Origin of the sequence: Streptosporangium sp. NPDC002544 (assembly GCF_040295965.1) — a bacterium.
Lineage (GTDB): Bacteria > Actinomycetota > Actinomycetes > Streptosporangiales > Streptosporangiaceae > Streptosporangium.
On record NZ_JBEOWJ010000046.1, the window covers coordinates 48,816 to 69,008 of the forward strand.

Below are 20,193 nucleotides of genomic sequence, written 5' to 3' on the forward strand. Positions count from 1 at the left end.
CCACAGCGAGACCGTCCTCTAGGACAGCCGATCATCGACCGCCGTTCCTCGCCGGAAACGCTCCGGCGAGGAGCGGCGGGTTCAAAGACGTCCCTGCTGAATCCATGGACCACCACAGACGACGAGCAAGATAGGTGAAACGGATGCCGGTGCGCGGATTGCTGCCGCGTCTTCCACGACGGACCTGGCTCATTCTCAGCGGCGATGCCGTGTCCGCGCTCGGCACGGGGATGACACTGCCCTTCTTCCTCATCTACCTGCACCGCATGCGGGATATCGACCTTGCCCTGGCAGGGCCGATCTTCTCGATGATCGCGGCCGCGGGACTCATCGGAAACCCTCTCGGCGGTCTGCTCTCGGATCGCTTCGGCGCGCGGCAGACCAGCGTGGCGGGCCTTGTCATCGTCGCCGCAGGAACCACGGGTCTGGCGGTCATCCAGTCGGCCTTGCAGGGATTTCTCGCGGCCGGGGTGTACGGGCTCGGCATCGCGATCACGGCACCGGCCTTCCAGTCACTTCTCGGCGGCTCGGTGCCCGCGGAGCTACGGGCGCAGGCCTTCGCGGTCCGGCAGGCCGCCGTCAACGCCGGTGCCAGCGCCGGAGGGCTGGTGGCAGCGTTCGTGGTGAGCTTCTCGTCGTTGCGAAGCTTCGTGATCCTCTACCTGTTGGACGCGGCGACGTTCCTGATCTTCGCCATGCTGATCGCCCGGTTCACCCATAATCCTCCGCAGATCCAGAAAACGCCGATCACCGCCGTCGCGGGCGGGTATCGCGAGGTGGTTTCGAACCGGATGCTGCGAAGGATCTGGGTTCTGGTGGTGGCCGTGGTCGTGTGCGGGTTCGTGGCCTACTACACCGCCTATCCGATCTACGCCACCGAGGTCGGCGGGCTCGACGCCGGAGGCCTGCGCTTCACCTTCATCGTGCAGACCTGCATGGTCGTGGTCGCCCAGCTCTTCGTGCTCCGTCTCATGACCGGCCGGCGCCGAACTCGCGGGTTCGCGCTCTGCGCCGTGCTGATGGCCGCGGCGTGGGCGACGGTACTGGTCACCCCGCTACTGGGAGGCGGCGGGATCGCCCTGACCGGATTCACGATCGCGCTGACGCTGTTCGCCATCGGGGAGGCATTCCTCGCCCCGACCATCCCGCCGATCATCAACGATCTCGCCGACGACTCGAACAGGGGACGGTACAACGGGGCGTACACCCTCGCATGGACCAGTGGTTACGTCGTCGGCCCCGGATTGGCGGGTATGGCGCTCGGCGCCGGCTACGGTTCGGCGCTCTTCATGGTGCTGGTGGGGGTGCTCGTCCTGGTGGCCGGCCAGGCGATCCGGCTGGAGCGGTTCCTTCCCCCGTCGGTGAACGGGGTCTCCGCCGAAGCGGCTCCCATCGAGGCGGTCGAGGTGGCACAGGAGCGCGGCTCGCATGACGGCTGAAGAGACACCCGCCATGACGGACCTCGACCTCTCCCGTGAGCACGAGCGGGCAGGCCGCTATGCGGAGGCGTACGACGGCGTCATGGTCGCCGTCCGCGATCTCACCGGCGGCGCCCGCGCGGGCCACCCGGACGCCGATGGCGATCTCGCCGACGCCCTGATGCTCGCGAGCCGGCTGTGCCGGCGCCTCGGACGCCACGATGAGGCCGAACGCCACCTCGAACGCGCGGCCGTGGTCACCCGGACGGGCGATCCGGAGATCCGGCTACGGGTGACCGTGGACCGCGCCGACCTGCTGCGGGCCAGGGGGCGCTACGGCGACGCCGACGTGATGCTCAGGAACGCGCTGGTCCTGGCGGAGGAATCCTGCGGCCCTGACTCCCTCGCCGTCGTCCGGGTCTGCAACAGCCTGGGCGTACTTCACAAGTACACCGGTCGGTTCGACGAGTCCGAGCGGTCGTACCAGCGCGCTCTGAAGATCGTCGAAGCCCTGCACGGCGCGGACCATCCTTACCTCGCCGACATCAATCACAACCTCGGCGGGCTGAACCACGCACGCGGCACCCACGCGCTCGGCGAGCCCTTCGCCCGCCGCGCGGTGGAGATCCGGCGGCTGGTACACGGCCCCGCCCATCCTGAGGTCTCCGGCGACCAGGTGGCGCTCGCCGCGATCCTGCGCGAGCTCGGCAAGGAGGAGGAGGCCGAGCGGCTGCTGCGCGAGGCCCTCGCCGTCTTCGAGGAGCACTTCGGGCCCGAGCACTACGAGGTCGCGTCGACGCTGAACAACCTCGCCGCGTTCCAGTACACCAGGGGGGATCTGGAAGCGGCTGCGGCGACCTATCGCAAGGTGCTCACGATCAAAGAAGAGCTTCTGGGCGAGAACCATCCCGAGCTGGCCGTGGCCCTGAACAACCTCGCGGCGACCCTGCGCGGGAGCGGCCGGCCGAATGAGGCCGTGACGTTCCTGGAGCGGGCGCTGAACCTGCTTGACGGCGTGGTGGAGCGGGACCAACCCGTCCGGCTGGCCTGCCTCGGCAACCTCGACGCCTGTCGGCGGTTGATGAGCTCACCGGAAGCCCGGTAAATCAGCGGGCGCGCGTGCGTCGCGCCGGCAGCGGCGCGCACAGCGCCGAAAGGGGGCCCTGACGGGAGTCAACCAGGTGGTCGAGGCCACTGCCAGGGTTTGCAGTGGATTCCAAGCTCTCCTCAAGGGAGATCGGTGATTGTGATTGCGTTCAAACCGCTCGGTTCCGCAGTCCAGAACCAAGCCGCCCCCACAGGAAGACGCCCATGTCACGCCAGCCCGCACGCGGCCTGTTCATCCACTACGACGAGCCAACTCTCCGCGGAGCCTCTCCACGATGATGTGATGGGGCGGTCGCGCGGGGTGGTGATCGATGTTTTCGGCGGATGCGTATCCTCGTGACGACGCCGTGCCCGCAGTCGGTACTGAATCATTCCTTCTCCCCCTCACGCACCGCACACGGGCGCCGACCCCGGCATGGTCGGCCTGGTCCTCCCGATGACCGCGGTCGTGGGATCCGTCGGAAATCCCGTTGCCGGTCCGCCCGCGAGTCGTCCTGATTCGCGGAAGACCGGCGTGGGCACGCTTGCGCGGCAGGCTGCGGCATCACCATGTCCGAACTCCGGAAGTGGCACGTGCCAGGTCCGGGCCTGCCGACGCTCGATGCTGAGTGGGCATTAATGGTGGCATTTCGGGTTCTTGGAGCGTTCGAAGTAATCGGCGCCGGAGGGCCGGTGAACCTCGGGGCACCACGACAGCGTTCGGTTCTCGGGCGATTACTGGTCGCCCGCGGCCAGGTCGTGCCGATCATGCGCATGATCGACGACCTGTGGGGCGGCCACCCGCCGGGAAGCGCCGTCACCTCGGTGCACGCCTACGTCTCCAACCTACGGCGCGTCCTGGAATCGGACCGCGCGGCGGGCACCCCGCCCCAGGTGCTGGTCACGGTCTCTCCCGGCTATGCCATACGGAGCAAGGAGGCGGACGCCTGGCGGTTCGAGGACATGGCTCGGCGGGGAGCCGCGTTCCTGGGCGCAGGAGACGCCCGAGCGGCTCTGCGCGAGCTCGACGCGGCAATCGAGATCTGGCGGGGACCGGCGTACGCCGAGTTCGCCACGGCCGACTGGGCGCTGTCCGAGATCGCCCGCCTGGACGAGTTGCACACCATGGCCGTCGAGCACCGCGCGGCCGCGGCGATCACACTCGACTCGCCGGGCACCGTGATCGCCGACCTGCGCGCCCACCTCGCCGAACACCCGCTACGGGAGGAGGGATGGCGGCTGCTCGCGATCGCCCTCTACCACCAGGGCCGGCAGGGGGACGCGCTCGTCGCACTCAGACAGGCCCGCCACACCCTCGCCGAGGAACTCGGCGTCGACCCGAGTCCGGCGCTGCAACGGCTGGAAGCCGACATTCTCTCGCAATCTCCCGAGATCGCGCGGCCGGTCGCCGCGAACAAGCCGTTGGAGCACATGACCTCCTCCACAACGTTGTCCTCGCCGGAGAGACTCCGCCGGGTAAGGGCCGAGGCGGGTCCGGAGACCCTCGGCCCGATCTTCGGCAGGGAGAGGGAACTGGCCCTGCTCGCCGGGATGTCCCGGGGCATCGCGCTGATCAGCGGTGAGGCGGGCATAGGAAAGTCCGCCCTGGTGGAAGCGGTCGTCGCCGGACACTCGCGCTCTGGTCGGCAGGCCGCCGTCAGCCGCTGCCCGGAGACCGGCGGAGCTCCGGCCGGATGGGCGTGGGTGGAGATTCTGCGTACTCTCACGGCTCGCGTGGCCCCCGCCGAGGCGGTGGCCGCGCGGATCCGGCGGCTGCTCGCCGATCCGGATGCCCCGTACCCCGTCCACGGCGACGCGGACCTCACCGCCGAGCGGTTCCGGTTCCGCCGCGACCTGGCGGCGTATTTGGCGGAGGTGGCCCGGGTCTCCCCGCTACTGCTCGTCCTCGACGACTTGCACCGGGCCGACGATGAGACGCTGGCCATCTTCGTGGACCTGGTTTCCGAGCTGAGGGACGCCGAGGTCCTCATCGTCGGCACTTTCCGCGAGGAGGAGGCGGACGGACTCGCGGAGACACTGGCCACGCTGGCCCGCCACGAGCCGCTCCGCATCGTCCTGGACGGGCTCGACCAGGACGCGGCGGAGCGGCTCGTGGCCTCCGTCTCGGGCAGGGCGGTGACGCCTGGCGTGCTTGCCGCCGTAACCGACCGCACCGGCGGCAACCCCTTCTTCCTGCGCGAGACCGCCCGCCTGATCGCCACGGAGGGCGAGGACGCCGCCCTGTCGACCGTGCCCGCGGGGATACGCGACGTGCTCCGGCGCAGGTTCGCCCGCCTGCCCGCGTCCATCCGGGGCGTGCTGAGCGAGGCGGCGGTCATCGGCAGGGACTTCGACATCGACGTGCTGATCGATGTGAACGGCAACGGCGAGGAAGTCGTCGTGGAAGCGGTCGAGGCGGCCCTGACAGCCGGGTTGCTCGTCGAGCCCGAGGGTGGTGGGCTCCGCTTCACCCATGCCCTCACCCGGGACGCGCTCTACGGTGAGATGTCCCGCCTGCGGCAGATCCGCACCCACGGCAGGATCGCCGCGTCTCTCGAACGGCTCCGCCCGCGCGAGGCCGCCGCCGTGGCCCACCACTTCGCCGCGAGCGGGAAGCCCTCGGCCGCCGCTCGCCACTGCGTGCTCGCCACCGAGCGAGCCAAAGGACGCTCGGCGTACCGCGAGGCGGCTTCCCTCTGGGGACGGGCGATCGAATTCGCGGACGAGGAGGATCTGGAACTGCTCGTGCGACGGGTCACCGCTCTGGCGCTCTGCGACGAGCTGGACGACGCCAGGGAGCTGTGGAAGCGGGCGATCCAGCTGGCCCTTCCGCACGCCGACCCCGAGCTGACCGCACGGGTCGTCGGCGTACTGGACAAGCCGGCGGTATACGGCACCGGGGGTGGCGACAAGGGCTTCCAGGAGGTCGTCCAGGTCATCGAGGAGGCGCTCTCCCTGCTGCCCGCGGGCGACCGCGCGGCACGCTGCCTGCTGCTCACCTCACTCGCCTTCGAGGTCGCGGGTTTCGGGGGCGAGGAGGCGACCCGGTTCACCGAGGCAGCGGACGAGGCGCAGGCCACGACCAGGCGGCCGAAGAGCCCGGAGGCGGTGGATCGCGACCCATGCCGTGCACCTCTGTACAGGCAGGCTCCGTCCATGAGCCGCCGGTTTCGCCGAGGCGGCGGAGGCGGGTGACGGGGAAGGGCACCGCGGGCACCACCCCTGGCATCGCGATGTCCCCGCGAAACGATTTCCGGAGGGATTCGAGGACCACCGGAACTCGCCTCGAACATGTTCCTCAGTGTTCGGGCGGCCACCGCCGACCGGCCATTCGCGCGTACCGTGGTCAGGCCCGGTACGGCGGCCTGTACCGATCGGCGGTCAACCCTCGGCTCCAATCGACCGCGTCGAGCGGCGTGGCCGTCTCGACGGGGACTATCAGCCCGGACTTGCCCGGGGCCCCGTCACGCTCGTTCCCACCGTCGGCGGACAGCAGGACGCGGACGTGCTCCCCGAACACCTGCGTCGGCACGTCGTAGAGCGAGAGGGTGCGGCCGGGATCACCGGGGTCGGCGGCTTCCGCGACGAGCTTCAGCCCCGCGGCGGCGACGTAGCGGTACCAACCGAGGGATTCGATGGCGCACCTGCGGATCTCCTCGTTCCCCTCGGCCAGGATGGCCTCGGGGGTGGGATCGGTGATGACCCACTCGGGGACCCGGATGCCGTGCCAGGCGTGCAGCGCGTACCCGTCGGGCCAGGAAAGGGCCGGGCCGGTTTCGCAGTGAAGCCGATGGTCGTCGTCCCGGAGGATGGCGACGGGACGTTCGGACAGGACCACCGTCCCGTTCAGCGGGATCCACCAGCCGAGGTGCCGGCTCGCCTCCGCCAGCGTTTCCAGACGCTCGCCGGGCTCCAGCCCGGCTATCCGGAAAGCGCAGGTGTACAGTGCGATCCAATAGGCCTCGCGCCAGATGTCGAGGATCCCCCACACGTATGTGCAGGTCTCGGACCGGAACTGCTCCCACAGCCGGCCGAGGAGCTGGCCGCCAAGCTGGGCTCTGAGCTGCCGCCAGAGCTGCTCCCAGAGCCGTTCCTTGAGCCGGCTCCGCAACCGGTCCCAGAGCTGGTTGCCCAGCCGGGCCCTCAGCCGGTCGTGCATCTGGTCCTTGAGCCGGTCCTTGAGCTCCTCCTTGACCTGGCTCCTGCTGGAAACCCGCAGGTCGTCGCCGAGCCCGCTCCGGCGGACCTCCACGGACCGCTCCCACGAGGGGTTCGCGGGGGGAAGCCGGTCGAAGGCCGTGACGGTCGACAGACATTCCATCGGGGAGTCGGCCCATATCACGAGAGAGGGGACGTCCAGCCCGGCGGCGCCGTACGCGTGGCGCACGGCCCATTCCGCCCTGTCCTTGTCGACGGCCACGGTGGACAGTCCGTAGTCCATCCACTCGCGGAGCACGGCCTCAATGATTTCCTCGTGTTCAGAGGTGAGATCACCCCCGAAGGCGGATGGACACATGGTGCTCAAGTGTTCTCTCCATTCGCACGTCGGATACGGACAGGACTGACGGATCTCCTGTCACATAACGAGGTCCGAGCCGGACTGTCGGACACCAGCTTCGCCTGCCGTTCTTGGTGGATGCTTGGCGCCCAGCGCACCCGCACCTTGGCTCACGGGGTCGACGTCGCGAATCGTCCGTCGCACGCTCCCGGATGCGGCCTCTGCCGACGCGGCCCGCCGAGTCGCGCTGCCTCATGGCGGGGCCGCGGGCGCGCTCCGCCCTGTGCGCGAGGCTCGAACGCACGGCAAGGCCCTCGGGGACGGTCCTCGCCCCGGCCGAGCGCGGGGCGGCCGTCATCTTGAGGTCAGCGAGGAACCAGCCGACGGGTGAGAGCGCGGGTCAGCTCCTCGATGTCACTTCCCGGCTCGGGCTGGATGTTGCCCTCCACGAACAGGTTGGCAAGACCGTGCATGAGCGCCCACGCCGCCAGGGCGACGGTCCAGTCGGCCGAACCGGGGTGCCTCGCCGTGCCGCGCAGCAGCTGGTGCCCGGTTCGCTCGCGAGCGGCCACGAATTCGGGGTCCCTGGTGTCGAGCAGGTCGGTGGCGCGCATGACCGCGAAGTACGCCCGGTTACCGGTGGCGAAGAGCACGTAGGCGACGCCGAGCTCGGCGAGCCCGCCAACCGCCCGCGCTCGCGCCAACTCGTCGGCCAGCCGATGGTAACCCTCCACGGCTATCGCGGTGAGAAGGCCCGTCTTGTTGCGGAAGTGATGGGTGGGCGCGGCGTGTGAGACATCCACATGGCGGGCCACGTCGCGCAGGCTGAGCGCGGCGGGTCCGTCCTTCGCGATGGCCTCCATGGCAGCGTCCAGCAAAGCTCGTCGCAGGTCACCGTGATGATAAGGATATTTTTGATCACTCCTGCTCACGCGGGCCATACTATCCGGATCCGTGTCCCGGGCAGGAGGACCAACCGTCACGGCCGGGGCACGGCGGTTCCGGGCTCCGCACCGGAATGATCTGCGGCTCCGGCACCGCTCGGGGACGAGCGGCCGACACGATCCGGTACGCCCTCCATTCCTTTCAGGTCGTCCGGCGTCTCTTTCCACAGGCGCGCGTCCGCGCAGATGCGGATCTCGACGACCTCGCTGATGTGCCGTCCTCCGCACCGGTCTCCGGGCACCACCAGGTGCGGCCCGCGCGCGTCGAGGTCGTCGTCGTCCATCCGGACGCCCACCAGCACCGGGACATCGCCGAACTCCGGATCGATCTCCCCCCACGACAGCACCGCGTGATGGCCGTCGCGCCCCAGCACCGACACCAGGAACCGCAGCCGGTCCTTGCGCTCGGAGGCGTCGAAGACCGGCCCGGCCGCGCGGGCCACATCCAGGAGCAGGGGGCCGGTGAAGCGGTGGTGCCGGGTTCCCGACGTGCGGCAGGCGAAGCCGACCTCCACCGTCCGCTGCGGCAAGGCCCGCAGATCGGCCATGCTCAACAGTCCGGGAAGGGACAGGTCGCCCGACAGGCGCAGCCGCCCGCCGGCGCGGACACGATCGGGGACGTCGATCGACATGGGCCTCAGCCCTCCCTCGCCCGTGATCAGGTCATGGACATGGACCTTTACCGCAATATTCCCGCCCTGCGTCTCGATCACACGCATATGCAAGGGTAAATGCACATAACTATGGCAGACACGAGAGCTTGTCGAGATTTCTTCTCGCATCCGCATCCCGCAGAGAGCGAACGCGTCAATTTTTCGGCGTGATCCCTCGCTCCGAATCCTTCCCCGGCCTCTCCCGCAGAGGCTGCTCCCCTCCTTCAGAGGCGGGGAGCGAGGGTGATCGCGTCGAGGAGGCAGGGGGCGAGGGCGGCGGCCTGGGCGCGGATCTCCGCGATCGCGGTGCTCTCGTACAGGCTTCCGCGCAGCAGCGGGCCCAGGGCGAAGATCCGGCCGTCCGGCCGTCCGGCCGCGTCCAGGACCACGCCGCCGGGGCCGGCCTCCAGGCCGAGCCCCAGACGGTCGGGCCGAGCCGTGCCGGTGGCGAGGAGAGCGGCCAGGAAGGGGTCGCGGGCGATGTCGGCGCCGGGGCCGGTGGCGTTGACCAGCCAGCCGACGTCGAGTTCCCTGACCGCGCCGCCGTCGGTGTTCAGGTGGACGCGAAGCCCGCCGGGGCCGGTCACGGCCCGGACCAGTTGCCCGCGCAGCACGTGAAGGCGGCCCGCGGCCCGCAGGGCGGCGATCCGGGCGGCGGTGGCGGGCGGGATCCGATGGCGGTGGACCTCCCAGTAGCGGGCGGCCAGGTCCAGGAACCGCCGCCGGTCATCGAGGGAGAGCCGGGCCCACAGGCTCTGGGTCTGCGGCCGCAGGCCGTCGACCACGCCGCACCAGTCGCCCCCGTTGTCCCTGACCGCGACGCGCACGGCGCGCAGCAGGGCGGCGATGCCCAGCGGCCCGTCCGGGAACGGCGTCGCCACCGGGGGCGGCACGGGATCGGGGTGCGGCCGCGGCAGCAGGGCGTGCCGGGACACCGCGTACACCACCGCATCCGGGTGCGCCCCGGTCACGGTGACCGCCACATCCGCCATCGTCAGCCCGGTTCCCAGCACGAGCGCCGGCGCGCCGTCGCCGACGCGGGCCAGCGCCTCCGGCGCCCACGGGTCGGCGACGTATCGGGGACTCCCGGCCGCCACGACGCGCGGCCAGGCCGCCGGGGCGCGATTGCCCAGCGCCAGGACGACGGCGCCGGCCTCGACGTGCCCACCGCCGGACAGATGCACCCGCAAGCCCGGATCGCCGGTCAAAGCCTCGGCCGTACCGGTCACCCTGCGCACCACCCGGACGGGCCACTCCTCGGCGCCGTCCAGCAGCGCGCGCAGGTAACGCCCGTAGATCCGCCGGGGCAGGTAATCGGAGCCGGAAACCTCCAGCCCCGCATCATGGGCCCAGCGCAGCAGGTGGCCGGCGTCGCCCTCCAGCCCGCTCATCTTGCCGGCGCCGGCGTTGAGCAGGTGGTGGGGATCGACGGTGGAATAGGCCTGCCCCAGCCCGTGCCGCCCGTACCGGTCGATCATCACGACCTCCAGCGGCACGGCGCGCACCCGCGCCTCGCGCAGGAGGTGAACCGCGGCCAGGGTGCCGCTCGCGCCGCCGCCCACGACGGCGACCACTTGAGAACTCGACATGCCACTCACGATAATCCACTAAACATGTAGGTTATATAGGCCATCCCTCTTGTTTCGAGAGCTCATCGGTGGCCACAGCGGGGCGAACCAGGGATGCCGGCGATCTCAACCGCCCCCACCCGGCCGACCGGCGACGTCCACCTCGTGCGCGCCCGCATTGCGCCGACCTCACCGGAGAAACGTGCCCGTCGGGCGACTCCCGGCCCGCCATGACGGCGGCGTCCACCCCGGCACGTGAACGTTCTTTCTCCCCCTCCGAAAACGACGTTTTCGGCTGAAACAAATACGAGCATCGGACTGCGGCCCCCTCGGCCGCCTCCGGACGGCACCGGACTTCACGGAATCGACGGCCGCGATCCATCCCAGGTGTTCGGAAGGGGGACGAGCGGCGATACCGGCCCCGCGGGGACTCTTCAAGATTGAAATCACATCGCCGACGTCGATCCCGTGAAGTCCGGAACGCGCGAGGAATCCATTGACACCAAAGCCGGGACGATGCATCTTTACATCGACAAGTTCGATGTGGCGGACGCGGCAGAGATGACGGACGTCTGGGATTTCCAGCTGTTCAGGCTCTGTTGAGGCCGACTTACCGAGAAGCCCCGCCGCCGAACAATCGCCTCATGATCATCCTACGGATGACAGACCAGGGAGACTTCCTTTGAGCACGGTCATGGACGAGTACGAAGGATCACTGCAGGCCAGCCGTCGGCGTTTCCTCGAAGACGCGGCCGTTTCCGAGATTTCCTCCGCCGTCTCCGACGAAAGGCTGTTCGCCCGCTGGATGCTGCGTTTCAACGCACACGGCGTCCACATGACGCATGACGTGGAGCACTGGATCTCCAGTGCCGGCGCGCGCTGCGGCGAGCTGGGCATGGAGAAGCTGGCGAAGGCGCTGAAGGCGCACGCCAGGGCGGAGGCCGGTCACGACCGGATGATGGTCGACGACGCGAAGGCCATCGCCGGCTGGTGGCAGGAGAGGTTCGGCGAGCCGCTCGACACCGAGCTCCTGCTGGCCACTCCCCCGCTGGCCAGCACGAACTTCTACGCCAAGCTCCACGAAAAGGTGATCTCGGGGCCGAAGCCGTTCCTCCAGCTCGCCATCGAGTACGAGATCGAAAGACTGTCGATCACGATCGGCCCCACCCTGCTCGTCAACTGCCAGCGGGTCTTCGGCCCGGACACGGCGTGCTACAGCTTCCTGGCCGAGCACGTGGAACTCGACGCCGGCCACACCGCCTTCAACCAGCGGCAGCTCGGAGAGCTCCTCAAGCAGTTCCCCGACGCGCTGGACCTGATGGTGGAGACAGGCAAGACCGCGTTGACGTCGTACGCGGCCTTCATGGCCGAATGCCTCGATCTCGCGAAGGCCGACCTGGAATCGGACAAGGTCGGCGCGTGAGCGCTCAGCCGCTCGAACAGGAGCTGCGCTTCCCGATCCCCGAGACCAGGATGTGGCGCGAGGCGGGTTCCGTGGACACCGGGGAAGGCCTGATGGTCGACCTTCGGGTTCACCGGCAGTCACCCTTCGAGCAGCCGGCGGAGTGGCTGGAGGCGGTCCGCCGGTTCCGTGCGTGGGTCCTGTACGACAACGGCAGTAGACCGAGCTTCCGGGTCGCCGACACCGACTACGTCGACGCGCAGAGTCTCGACCTGGGCTCCTACCATCTCATCGCCTATCTGGAGGGCGGTACGGAGATCGTCGGCTGCGCCCGCCTGGCACCCCCGGGGCTGGCGCCCCGTTTCCAGACTCGGTGCCACCTCGGTGACCGGGAGTACGCCGACATGCTCGCGAACATGCAGGTTCCCGCCGCGTCGGTGTTCGAAGCCGGTCGGCTGGCCACGGCTCCCGAGCTGCAGGGCCAGGGATTGGGCAGCTGGATGGTGAACGCGGTCGTCGCGGCCGGCCACGCCCTGGGTGCCTCCCTGTTGCTCAGCACGTCCGGCACCGGCCAGGGGCAGCACCTGCTGTTCGGCCGCCTCGGCTGGCAGGCGTTCCCGGACACGGACAAGTTCTCCGCCCACTACCAGGACACCGTACGCGTGATCGCACACCGGCTCAGCCTCGGGCTCACCGCGGCGGAACTGCGGCGGCACATGGACAACCTCTCGGCCGAGGGCACCGCCCACATCCAGGGGATGCGCCTCTGACCCCGCTCCGCCTTCGGTGCACGACCTCAGTCCGCGGGGACTCGGTACCCCGCTCCCCGCGGGCGAGAGGCCGCTCGATCAGGAGTTCGCCGGGCCGGGGATCCCCGCACCGGCTCCCCGCCCGCGGGCGTTCCGGAGCCGGGACGCCCGCAGGAAGGCTCCCGGTCAGCCGGCCGTCTTCTCGGGGGAGCCGACCGAGCGGAGGACCGCGTCAGGGATGACGAGGTCGGCGCGGGAGCGGGTGGTGGCGACGAGGTCCGCGTTGCGCTGGTCGGTGCCCAGCACCCAGGCGACCGCGTCGTCGCGATCCTTGCCGAAGTACTCGTGGCGGGAGACGAGGCGGCGCACCCGCTCGTCGGGGCCGAGGTCGCAGTACCAGACCTCGTGGAGCCGCGGCCGTACGCGTGACCAGTCGCCCTGGTCGAGCAGCAGGTAGTTCCCCTCGGTGACGACGAGCCTGGCGGCCCGGGTGACCGGGATACTGCCGGCGACCGGCTGCTCCAGGTCGCGCTCGAAGGCCGGCGCGTAGACCACGTCGTCCTCGTCCTCGCGCAGGCGGCGGAGGAGTGCCGCGTAGCCGGCGGCGTCGAAGGTGTCGGGCGCCCCCTTGCGGTCGCGGCGCCCGAGCCTGTCGAGCTCGACGTCGGCGAGGTGGAAGCCGTCCATCGGCACGTACGCCACCCACTCCCGCGCCGGCAACCCCTCGGGAGGCACCGGGCGCAGCATCTCGACCAGGTGCTCGGCGAGGGTGGTCTTGCCGGCCCCCGGACCGCCGGTGATGCCCAGCAGCGCGCGGTGCCCCTCCCGTACGAGGGAGCGGGCCCGAGCGGCGAGTTCGTCGAGGGAGGTCATCTCCCCGAACCTAGCCGAGCCGCCCCCCGTCCTCCAGCCCGGGTCGTCCGGCTGACCCGGCGGGGTCAGCCGGAGTCGGCGTTGAAGGAGAGTTCCGAGGTCACCCGGTAGCGGTCGCCCCGGTAGATCGAGCGGGTGAACTCGACGATCCGGCCGCCGACGTCGCGGGTGGTGCGCTCGAAGAGCAGGGCCGGGGCGTGCTGGGGGACGTGCAGCAACTTGGCCTCGGTCTCGTCGGTGACCGTGGGCTCTATCGTCTGCACCGCGGTGCGGACGTCGACGTTGAAACGTTCCCGGAGGAATCGGTAGAACGACCCCGACTCCATGTCGGCCGGGACGAGGCCGTCGACCAGGGCGTGCGGCAGGTGGATGCGCTCGATCGCCATGGGCTCGTCGTCGACGACGCGTAGCCGGACGACCCTCAGGACGGGGTCGGCGGGAGAGAGCTGGAGCCGGGAGGCGAGCCGCGCGCCCGCGGGGGCGGAGCCGAACTCCAGGATGCGGCTGAGCCAGTTGCCCTCGGCGGGTGGCGCGTAGAACGAGTTGCCCGTCGTCGACGCCAGCGCCTGGGTGACCCGGTGCGGCCCGGTGAAGGTGCCGCGCCCCCGCTCGCGGACGAGCAGCCCCGACCTGACCAGATCGTCGATCGCCGCGCGCACCGTGGGCCGGGAGACTCCGAGCTCCCTGCAGAGATCCCGCTCCGAGGGGATCGCCTCGCCCGGTTTCATGTCGGCGATGAAGTCGAGCAGGACATCGCGCACCCGGTCGCGCTTGAGCCCGGACCTCATGTTTAGCGTCACGCCCCCACCTTACCTAGACCTTACCTATTTGTTACCAGTCGTCCGAGAAAAAACAAGCCTTGACGACGGAACTGGTAAGAGCCACCCTATGCGGAGCAGGCCAATTACTTACCAATACATGACCTCTGGGAGTACCGATGGGGCATCGCCTCCGCGCCACCGCGGCAGTGCTGACACTCGCCGCCGGCCTCACCGCATGCGGCTCCGCCGAGCCGTCACCCTCCGCGGACTCGCCCGGCTCGGCCGGCACCGGGAAGGGCGCCACGAACCTGACCGTGTGGGTCATGCGGGACAGCTTCTCCGACGCCCTGCTCGACCGCTTCCGCACCGACTATCTGGCGGCCCACCCGGACGTCACCCTCGACATCCAGGTCCAGGAGTGGGACGGCATCGGGCAGAAGGTGACCAGCGCCCTGGCCAGCAATGACGCCCCGGACGTCATCGAGGTCGGAAACACCCAGGTCGCCGAGTACGCCGCCAGCGGCGGGGTGAAGGACCTCACCGACAAGGTCGCCGACCTGGGCGGCGGCGACTGGCTGCCCGGCCTGGCCGAACCGGGCAGGATCGACGGGCGCCAGTACGGCATCCCGTGGTACGCCGCCAACCGGGTGGTGATCTACAACAAGGACCTGTTCGCCAAGGCGTCCATCACCGCCCCGCCGAAGACGAGGCAGGAGTGGCTGGAGATCACGGCCAACCTCAACAAGGGCGGCGACCAGGGCATCTACCTGCCCGGCCAGAACTGGTACACCCTGGCGGGATTCATCTGGGACGAGGGCGGCGACCTCGCGGTCAACGAGGGCGGCACCTGGAAGGGCGGCCTCGGCACCCCCCAGGCGCTGGCCGGCATCGAGTTCTACCGGACCCTCCAGGCGCTGGGCAAGGGCCCCAAGGACTCCGACGAGGCCAAGCCGCCACAGGCCGACGTCTTCGCCAAGGGCGACGTCGCCCAGCTCATCTCCGCGCCCGGTGGCGCGGTGGCGATCGAGAAGGCCAATCCGGAACTGAAGGGCAAGCTCGGGTTCTTCCCGATCCCGGGCAAGACCGCCGACAGGCCGGGCGCGGTGTTCACCGGCGGCTCCGACCTGGTCATCCCCGAGGCCTCGAAGAACCACGAGGCGGCCTACCAGGTGGTCAAGGCACTGGCGGGCGAGAAGTTCCAGGTCGACATGGCCAAGGAGATGAGCTACGTGCCCAACCGCGTCTCCCTCGCGGGCGCGCTGAGCGGCAACGAGGCGACGGCCGCGATGGCGGCGGGCGCCGCAGGTGGACACGCCACCCCCAACTCCCCCAACTGGGCCGCGGTCGAGGCCAAGAACCTGATCAAGGAGTATCTGACCAGGGTGCTCACCGGGGGTGACGCCGCCACCGAGGCCGCCAAGGTGGACCAGGGCATCGCCGAGATCCTCAACACCAAGTCCTGACACCCGACCACCCGGCTTCCCCGCACCGTCCGCACAACCCGTGCCGGTCCGCGCAAGCCTCACCCCCCCCGTACCGTCCGCTCCGAGGAGTGCCATGCCCGCTGCCTCCCAGGCCCCGCCCCGGCGGCGTGCCCGTGACCGGGACGCCACCGCACCCGCGCCGCCCGCGCCGCGACCCGGCGCGCGGCCGTCCCGGCTGAATGGCCTCTGGCCCTACCTGCTGATCGCGCCCACCCTGGCGGGCACCGCCTACCTGCTGCTCTACCCGCTGGTCCGCAGCGTCGTCATCTCCTTCCAGCACTTCAGGACCGGCGAGTTGATCCGCGGCGGGGCGGCGTTCGTCGGCCTGGACAACTACACGCGGGTGCTCGGGGGGGCGGAGTTCTGGGCCGTGGTGCGCAGGACCCTGCTCTGGACCGCCGTCAACGTCGTCCTCATCATGGTCGTCTCCACCGCGGTGGCACTGATGATCGCCCGGCTGGGCCGCAGGATGCGGCTGGCCGTGATGGGCGGCCTGGTGCTCACCTGGGCGACCCCCGTCCTCGCCGCCACCACGATCTTCCAGTGGCTCTTCCAGTCACGGCTGGGGGTGGTCAACTGGCTGCTGGTCACCTTGGGGTTCGAGTCCTTCAGGGACTACACCTGGTTCGCCCACGGCACCTCCACCTTCGCCATCCTGGTCGCCCTGGTCGTCTGGCAGTCCGTGCCGTTCGCCGCGCTCACCCTGTACGCGGGCCTGACCACCATCCCCGCCGAGCTGTACGAGGCCGCGCGGATCGACGGCGCGAGCGGGCGGCAGGTCTTCACCACCGTCACCTTCCCCATCCTGCGGCCGCTCTTCGGCCTGATCACCTCGCTGGAGGTGATCTGGGTGTTCAAGTGCTTCGCCCAGATCTGGGCGATCAGCAAGGGCGGCCCGGAAGAGGCCACCACCACCCTGCCCGTCTACGCGTTCCAGGTCGCACAGTCACTGCACAGGTACGACCTCGGCTCGGCGATCTCCAGCCTGACCGTGCTGATCCTGATCGCCCTCCTGATCACCCATCTCCGGCGGATGCTCAAGCACGAGGGAGAGCACCTGTGACCGTCCCGCTGCGCCGCGTACCGCTGAACCTCGCGGCCCTGACCGTGCTGGCCGTCTCGGTCTTCCCCGTCTACTGGATGGTGCTGACCGCGTTCAAACCCACCAGGGACATCCAGTCGCAGACCCCGACCTTCTGGCCCGCCCACCCCACCCTGGAGCACTTCGCGACCGCGGTGAGCGCCGACGGTTTCTGGACGTTCTGGGGTAACAGTCTCACCGTCACCGCGAGCGCGGTGCTGCTGGCGCTGGTGGTCGCGCTGCTCGCCGCGTTCGCGGTGGCCCGGATGCGCTGGCGCGGGCGCAGGGCGTTCGTCCTGATGGTCTTCATCGCCCAGATGGCCCCCTGGGAGGCGCTGCTGGTGTCGATGTTCATCATCGCCCGCGACACCGGGATGCTCGACAGGCTGTCGATGCTCACCCTGATCTATTTCATGACGACGCTGCCGTTCACCATCGTGACCCTGCGCGGGTTCCTCGCCTCGATCCCTCCCGAACTGGAGGAGGCGGCGCTGATGGACGGGTGCGGCAGGATGGCCGCCTTCCGCCGGGTGGTCCTGCCGCTGCTCGCCCCCGGCCTGATGTCCACCTCCCTGTTCGGCTTCATCACCGCGTGGAACGAGTTCGCCTTCGCCAACGCGCTGATCATCAAGAACCAGGACGACCGGACGCTGCCCGTCTGGCTCTCCTCCTTCAGCAACGTCTTCGGCACCGACTGGGGCGCCACCATGGCCGCCTCGACCCTCTTCATGCTGCCGGTGCTGCTGATCTTCCTCGTCCTGCAGCGCAGGGTCACCTCAGGGATGATCGCCGGCGCCGTCAAGGGATAGGTCCCACCGTCCGTCCACAGGCGCGCCCTTCCGGGGCGCCGTGAAGGGAAGACCAACGTGATCATTCCGAGGCCACGGGAAGTGGTCGTCGACGGGGGCTCCGTCGCGTTCCGGCGGGACCTGCTGCGGCTCATGCCCGACGATCCGTCCCTCGACGAGGAGGGCTACCGCCTCGACATCTCCCCCTCGGGCGTCGAACTCACCGCCGGTGGCCCGGCCGGCCGCTTCTACGGCTCGCGGACCCTCGCCCAGCTGGGGCCCGAGGTGCCGTACGGGACGATCGAGGACCGTCCGAGGTTCGCCTGGCGCGGGGTGATGCTGGACGTCGCCCGGCACTTCATGCCCAAGGCGTTCGTCCTGCGCCTCGTCGACCTGCTCGCCGAGCACAAGCTCAACGTGCTGCACCTGCACCTGACCGACGACCAGGGGTGGCGGCTGGAGATCGAGCGCCATCCCAGGCTCACCGAGGTCGGCGCCCGGCGCGGGGGGTTCTACACGCGACAGGACATCCGGGAGATCGTCGCCTACGCGGCGGAGCGCTTCGTCACGGTGGTGCCCGAGATCGAGATGCCCGGCCACGCCCAGGCCGCCATCGCCGCCTACCCCCACCTGGGCAACGACCCGTCCCGCCGGCTGGAGGTCTGGTCGGAGTGGGGCATCAGCGAGCACGTCCTCAACCTGGAGGAGTCCACGGTCCGCTTCTGCCAGGACGTGCTCGACGAGGTCTGCGACCTCTTCCCCAGCACGTACGTGCACGTCGGCGGGGACGAGTGCCCCACCACCGAGTGGGAGCGCAGCCCGGCGGCGCGGCGGCGGCTGGCCGAGCTGGGGCTGGCCGGACCGCGGGACGCGTGTGCCTGGTTCATCGGCCGGATGGCCGCCCACCTGGAGAAACACTCGCGCAGGCTGGTCTGCTGGGACGAGCCCGACCGCGCGCCGACGCCCGGCACGACGGTCATGGTCTGGCGGGACGAGCAGGCCGACCGTGGTGACAACGAGATCATCCTGGCGCCGCACACCCGGACGTACTTCGACTACCGCCCCTCGGCCGCCCCCTTCGACGAGCAGCCGGCCGAGTCGGACTCACCGACGGTCCAGGAGCGGGTCCTCACCCTGGCCGACACCTACGCGTTCGCACCCGACCCGGCCGCGCGGGGCGTGCAGTGCCAGTTGTGGACCGAGTACATGCCCACACCCGAGCGGGTCGAGTTCATGGCCCTGCCCAGGATGTGCGCCTTCGCCGAGGTCGCCTGGGGTTCGCCCGGCGACTACCCCGACTTCCTCCGGCGGCTCGGCCCGCACCTCGCCCGGCTCAGCGCCCAGGGCGTCCGTGGTGGGCCGCTCATTCCCTAGCACAACCCAGGAAAGGAAAGCACGTGCGCAGAAAGCTGTTACTCGGCGGGCTCGTGTCCGCCATGCTGCTCGCCCTGGTGGGCGTCGCGGCGAACCCGGCCAGCGCCCAGCAGTCCCTCAGGCTCCAGTACAAGACGAGCGCCACCGGCGCGACCGCCGACCAGGTCGAGCCGTGGTTCAACCTGGTCAACAGCGGCACCTCGGCCGTGCCGCTGAGCGGTGTGAAGATCCGCTACTACTTCAAGACGGACTCCGGGGCGACGCAGTACCGCTTCGCGTGCTCGTGGGCCGTGGTCTCCTGCTCCACGGTCACCGGGGCCTTCGGCACGCTCTCGCCCGGGACGGCCACCGCCGACCGCTACCTGGAGGTGGGCTTCACCTCGGGGAACCTCGCGGCCGGGGCGCAGACCGGTGACCTGCAGCTGCGCTTCTACCGGTCCGACTGGCAGCAGATCACCCAGAGCGACGACTACTCCTTCGGCCCGGCCCGCACGACCTACGGCGACTGGACCAAGGCCACCGTCTACCAGAACGGCGCCCTGGTCTGGGGCACCTCTCCCGCGGGTGGCGACCCGTCCCCGTCGCCGACCCCGTCGGTCCCGCCCACCAACCCCGGGGGCAGCGGGGTGGTGTTCGACGACTTCTCGTACGGCAACGCCGACGACCCCAACCTCACCGCGCACAACTGGACGGTGCGCACCAACAGCGGCGGTCCCGGTGTGCCCGGCGCGACCTGGCCCAAGCAGAACGTGACCTTCCCCACGGTCTCCGGCACGAACAAGGCACTGCAGCTCAAGGCGGTCACCGACGGCACCGGTGCGGGCACCCAGCAGTCGGAGGTGCTGCACCAGCGCAAGTTCCTCGAAGGCACCTACGCGGCCCGGGTGAAGTTCTCCGACGCCCCGGTCAGCGGCCCCGACGGTGACCACGTCGTGCAGACCTTCTTCACGATCACCCCCCTGGCCTTCGACATGGACCCCGACTACAGCGAGCAGGACTTCGAGTACCTGCCCAACGGCGGCTGGGGCGAGCCCGGCAACATCATGTACACCACGTCGTGGGAGACGTACCGCAACGAGCCCTGGGAGGCGGTGAACGTCCACACCGAGGTCAGGCAGAGCTACGCGGGTTGGCACGACCTGGTCCTCCAGGTCTCCGGCGGCCAGATCAGGTACTACATCGACGGTGCCCTCTTCGCCGAGCACGGCGGCATCTACTACCCGGAGACGGTGCAGTCGGTCAACTTCAACCTCTGGTTCATCAGCGGCGGCCTGGTCGGCAGCTCCACCCCGCGCGACTACGTCCAGCAGGTCGACTGGTTCTACCACTCCAAGAACGAGGTGGTCGCCCCCGCCGAGGTGCTGAACCGGGTCAACGGCTACCGCTCCGCCGCCACCTCCTGGGTCGACACCGTCCCCAACCCCTGAGATCCCTGCCCGCACGACCAGGACGCACGGCCCGCGCCCGCCTATGGCGCGGGCCGTGCCCCTTTCTCTTTCCCAGGCGCCGGCGCT

Annotated in this window: 16 protein-coding genes; 10 read left to right on the forward strand and 6 right to left on the reverse strand. The window is 69.9% G+C overall.

The window, feature by feature from the left end:
• Positions 1 to 143: 143 nt before the first annotated feature.
• The 3 genes from ABT061_RS43105 to ABT061_RS43115 all read left to right on the forward strand — a co-directional run bounded on the left by ABT061_RS43105 (position 144) and on the right by ABT061_RS43115 (position 5,699).
• Entirely contained in the window at positions 144 to 1,439 is a 1,296-nt protein-coding gene (locus ABT061_RS43105; protein WP_350929245.1) for an MFS transporter, read from the forward strand.
• Entirely contained in the window at positions 1,429 to 2,523 is a 1,095-nt protein-coding gene (locus ABT061_RS43110; RefSeq protein ID WP_350929247.1) for a tetratricopeptide repeat protein, read from the forward strand. Before ABT061_RS43105 ends, ABT061_RS43110 begins: the two co-directional genes overlap by 11 nt.
• 674 nt (positions 2,524 to 3,197) lie before the next feature.
• The gene (locus ABT061_RS43115; RefSeq protein WP_350929250.1) at positions 3,198 to 5,699 is read left to right on the forward strand and encodes an ATP-binding protein; all 2,502 of its coding nucleotides are present in this window, start codon (positions 3,198 to 3,200) and stop codon (positions 5,697 to 5,699) included.
• Positions 5,700 to 5,850: 151 nt separating this feature from the next.
• Here the strand turns inward: ABT061_RS43115 and ABT061_RS43120 are convergent, their stop codons facing one another.
• The 4 genes from ABT061_RS43120 to ABT061_RS43135 form a co-directional block, all read right to left on the reverse strand.
• Positions 5,851 to 6,960, reverse strand: coding sequence for a DUF6745 domain-containing protein (locus ABT061_RS43120; protein ID WP_350929251.1), 1,110 nt, complete (start codon positions 6,958 to 6,960; stop codon positions 5,851 to 5,853).
• Between the two features lie 407 nt (positions 6,961 to 7,367).
• Complete coding sequence (locus tag ABT061_RS43125) at positions 7,368 to 7,943, reverse strand: TetR/AcrR family transcriptional regulator (protein ID WP_350929253.1); 576 nt, start codon at positions 7,941 to 7,943, stop codon at positions 7,368 to 7,370.
• Positions 7,944 to 7,981: 38 nt separating this feature from the next.
• Positions 7,982 to 8,578: a molybdopterin-binding protein gene (locus ABT061_RS43130; RefSeq protein ID WP_350929255.1), complete on the reverse strand. Its 597-nt coding sequence runs from the start codon at positions 8,576 to 8,578 to the stop codon at positions 7,982 to 7,984.
• A gap of 245 nt (positions 8,579 to 8,823) precedes the next feature.
• A complete protein-coding gene (locus ABT061_RS43135; protein WP_350929257.1) occupies positions 8,824 to 10,188 on the reverse strand; it encodes an FAD/NAD(P)-binding protein in 1,365 nt (454 codons plus the stop codon).
• A 661-nt stretch (positions 10,189 to 10,849) separates the two neighbouring features.
• On the opposite strand from ABT061_RS43135, the gene ABT061_RS43140 reads away from it, so the two are divergent.
• Together ABT061_RS43140 and ABT061_RS43145 are read left to right on the forward strand one after the other, a co-directional pair.
• Positions 10,850 to 11,590, forward strand: coding sequence for an iron-containing redox enzyme family protein (locus tag ABT061_RS43140; protein WP_350929259.1), 741 nt, complete (start codon positions 10,850 to 10,852; stop codon positions 11,588 to 11,590).
• Positions 11,587 to 12,339 carry a GNAT family N-acetyltransferase gene (locus ABT061_RS43145; RefSeq protein ID WP_350929262.1) on the forward strand — a complete coding sequence of 251 codons (753 nt, stop codon included), beginning with the start codon at positions 11,587 to 11,589 and terminating at the stop codon, positions 12,337 to 12,339. The genes ABT061_RS43140 and ABT061_RS43145 overlap by 4 nt, the downstream gene beginning before the upstream one ends.
• Before the next feature lie 165 nt (positions 12,340 to 12,504).
• On the opposite strand, the gene ABT061_RS43150 is transcribed toward ABT061_RS43145, so the two are convergent.
• Complete coding sequence (locus ABT061_RS43150) at positions 12,505 to 13,191, reverse strand: nucleoside/nucleotide kinase family protein (RefSeq protein WP_350929264.1); 687 nt, start codon at positions 13,189 to 13,191, stop codon at positions 12,505 to 12,507.
• Between the two features lie 65 nt (positions 13,192 to 13,256).
• Positions 13,257 to 13,991 (reverse strand): GntR family transcriptional regulator, encoded by a 735-nt coding sequence (locus ABT061_RS43155; RefSeq protein WP_350929266.1) that lies wholly within the window; start codon positions 13,989 to 13,991, stop codon positions 13,257 to 13,259.
• A gap of 137 nt (positions 13,992 to 14,128) precedes the next feature.
• Between ABT061_RS43155 and ABT061_RS43160 the strand changes: the two genes are divergently transcribed.
• The 5 genes from ABT061_RS43160 to ABT061_RS43180 all read left to right on the forward strand — a co-directional run bounded on the left by ABT061_RS43160 (position 14,129) and on the right by ABT061_RS43180 (position 20,106).
• Positions 14,129 to 15,415 carry an extracellular solute-binding protein gene (locus tag ABT061_RS43160; protein WP_350929268.1) on the forward strand — a complete coding sequence of 429 codons (1,287 nt, stop codon included), beginning with the start codon at positions 14,129 to 14,131 and terminating at the stop codon, positions 15,413 to 15,415.
• A gap of 94 nt (positions 15,416 to 15,509) precedes the next feature.
• Positions 15,510 to 16,499 carry a carbohydrate ABC transporter permease gene (locus ABT061_RS43165; RefSeq protein WP_350929271.1) on the forward strand — a complete coding sequence of 330 codons (990 nt, stop codon included), beginning with the start codon at positions 15,510 to 15,512 and terminating at the stop codon, positions 16,497 to 16,499.
• Complete coding sequence (locus ABT061_RS43170) at positions 16,496 to 17,326, forward strand: carbohydrate ABC transporter permease (RefSeq protein ID WP_350929273.1); 831 nt, start codon at positions 16,496 to 16,498, stop codon at positions 17,324 to 17,326. The genes ABT061_RS43165 and ABT061_RS43170 overlap by 4 nt, the downstream gene beginning before the upstream one ends.
• A 57-nt stretch (positions 17,327 to 17,383) precedes the next feature.
• The gene (locus ABT061_RS43175) at positions 17,384 to 18,679 is read left to right on the forward strand and encodes a beta-N-acetylhexosaminidase (protein WP_350929275.1); all 1,296 of its coding nucleotides are present in this window, start codon (positions 17,384 to 17,386) and stop codon (positions 18,677 to 18,679) included.
• Positions 18,680 to 18,702: 23 nt separating this feature from the next.
• On the forward strand, positions 18,703 to 20,106 hold the full coding sequence (locus ABT061_RS43180) for a cellulose binding domain-containing protein (RefSeq protein ID WP_350929277.1): 1,404 nt from the start codon (positions 18,703 to 18,705) through the stop codon (positions 20,104 to 20,106).
• Positions 20,107 to 20,193 lie beyond the last annotated feature (87 nt).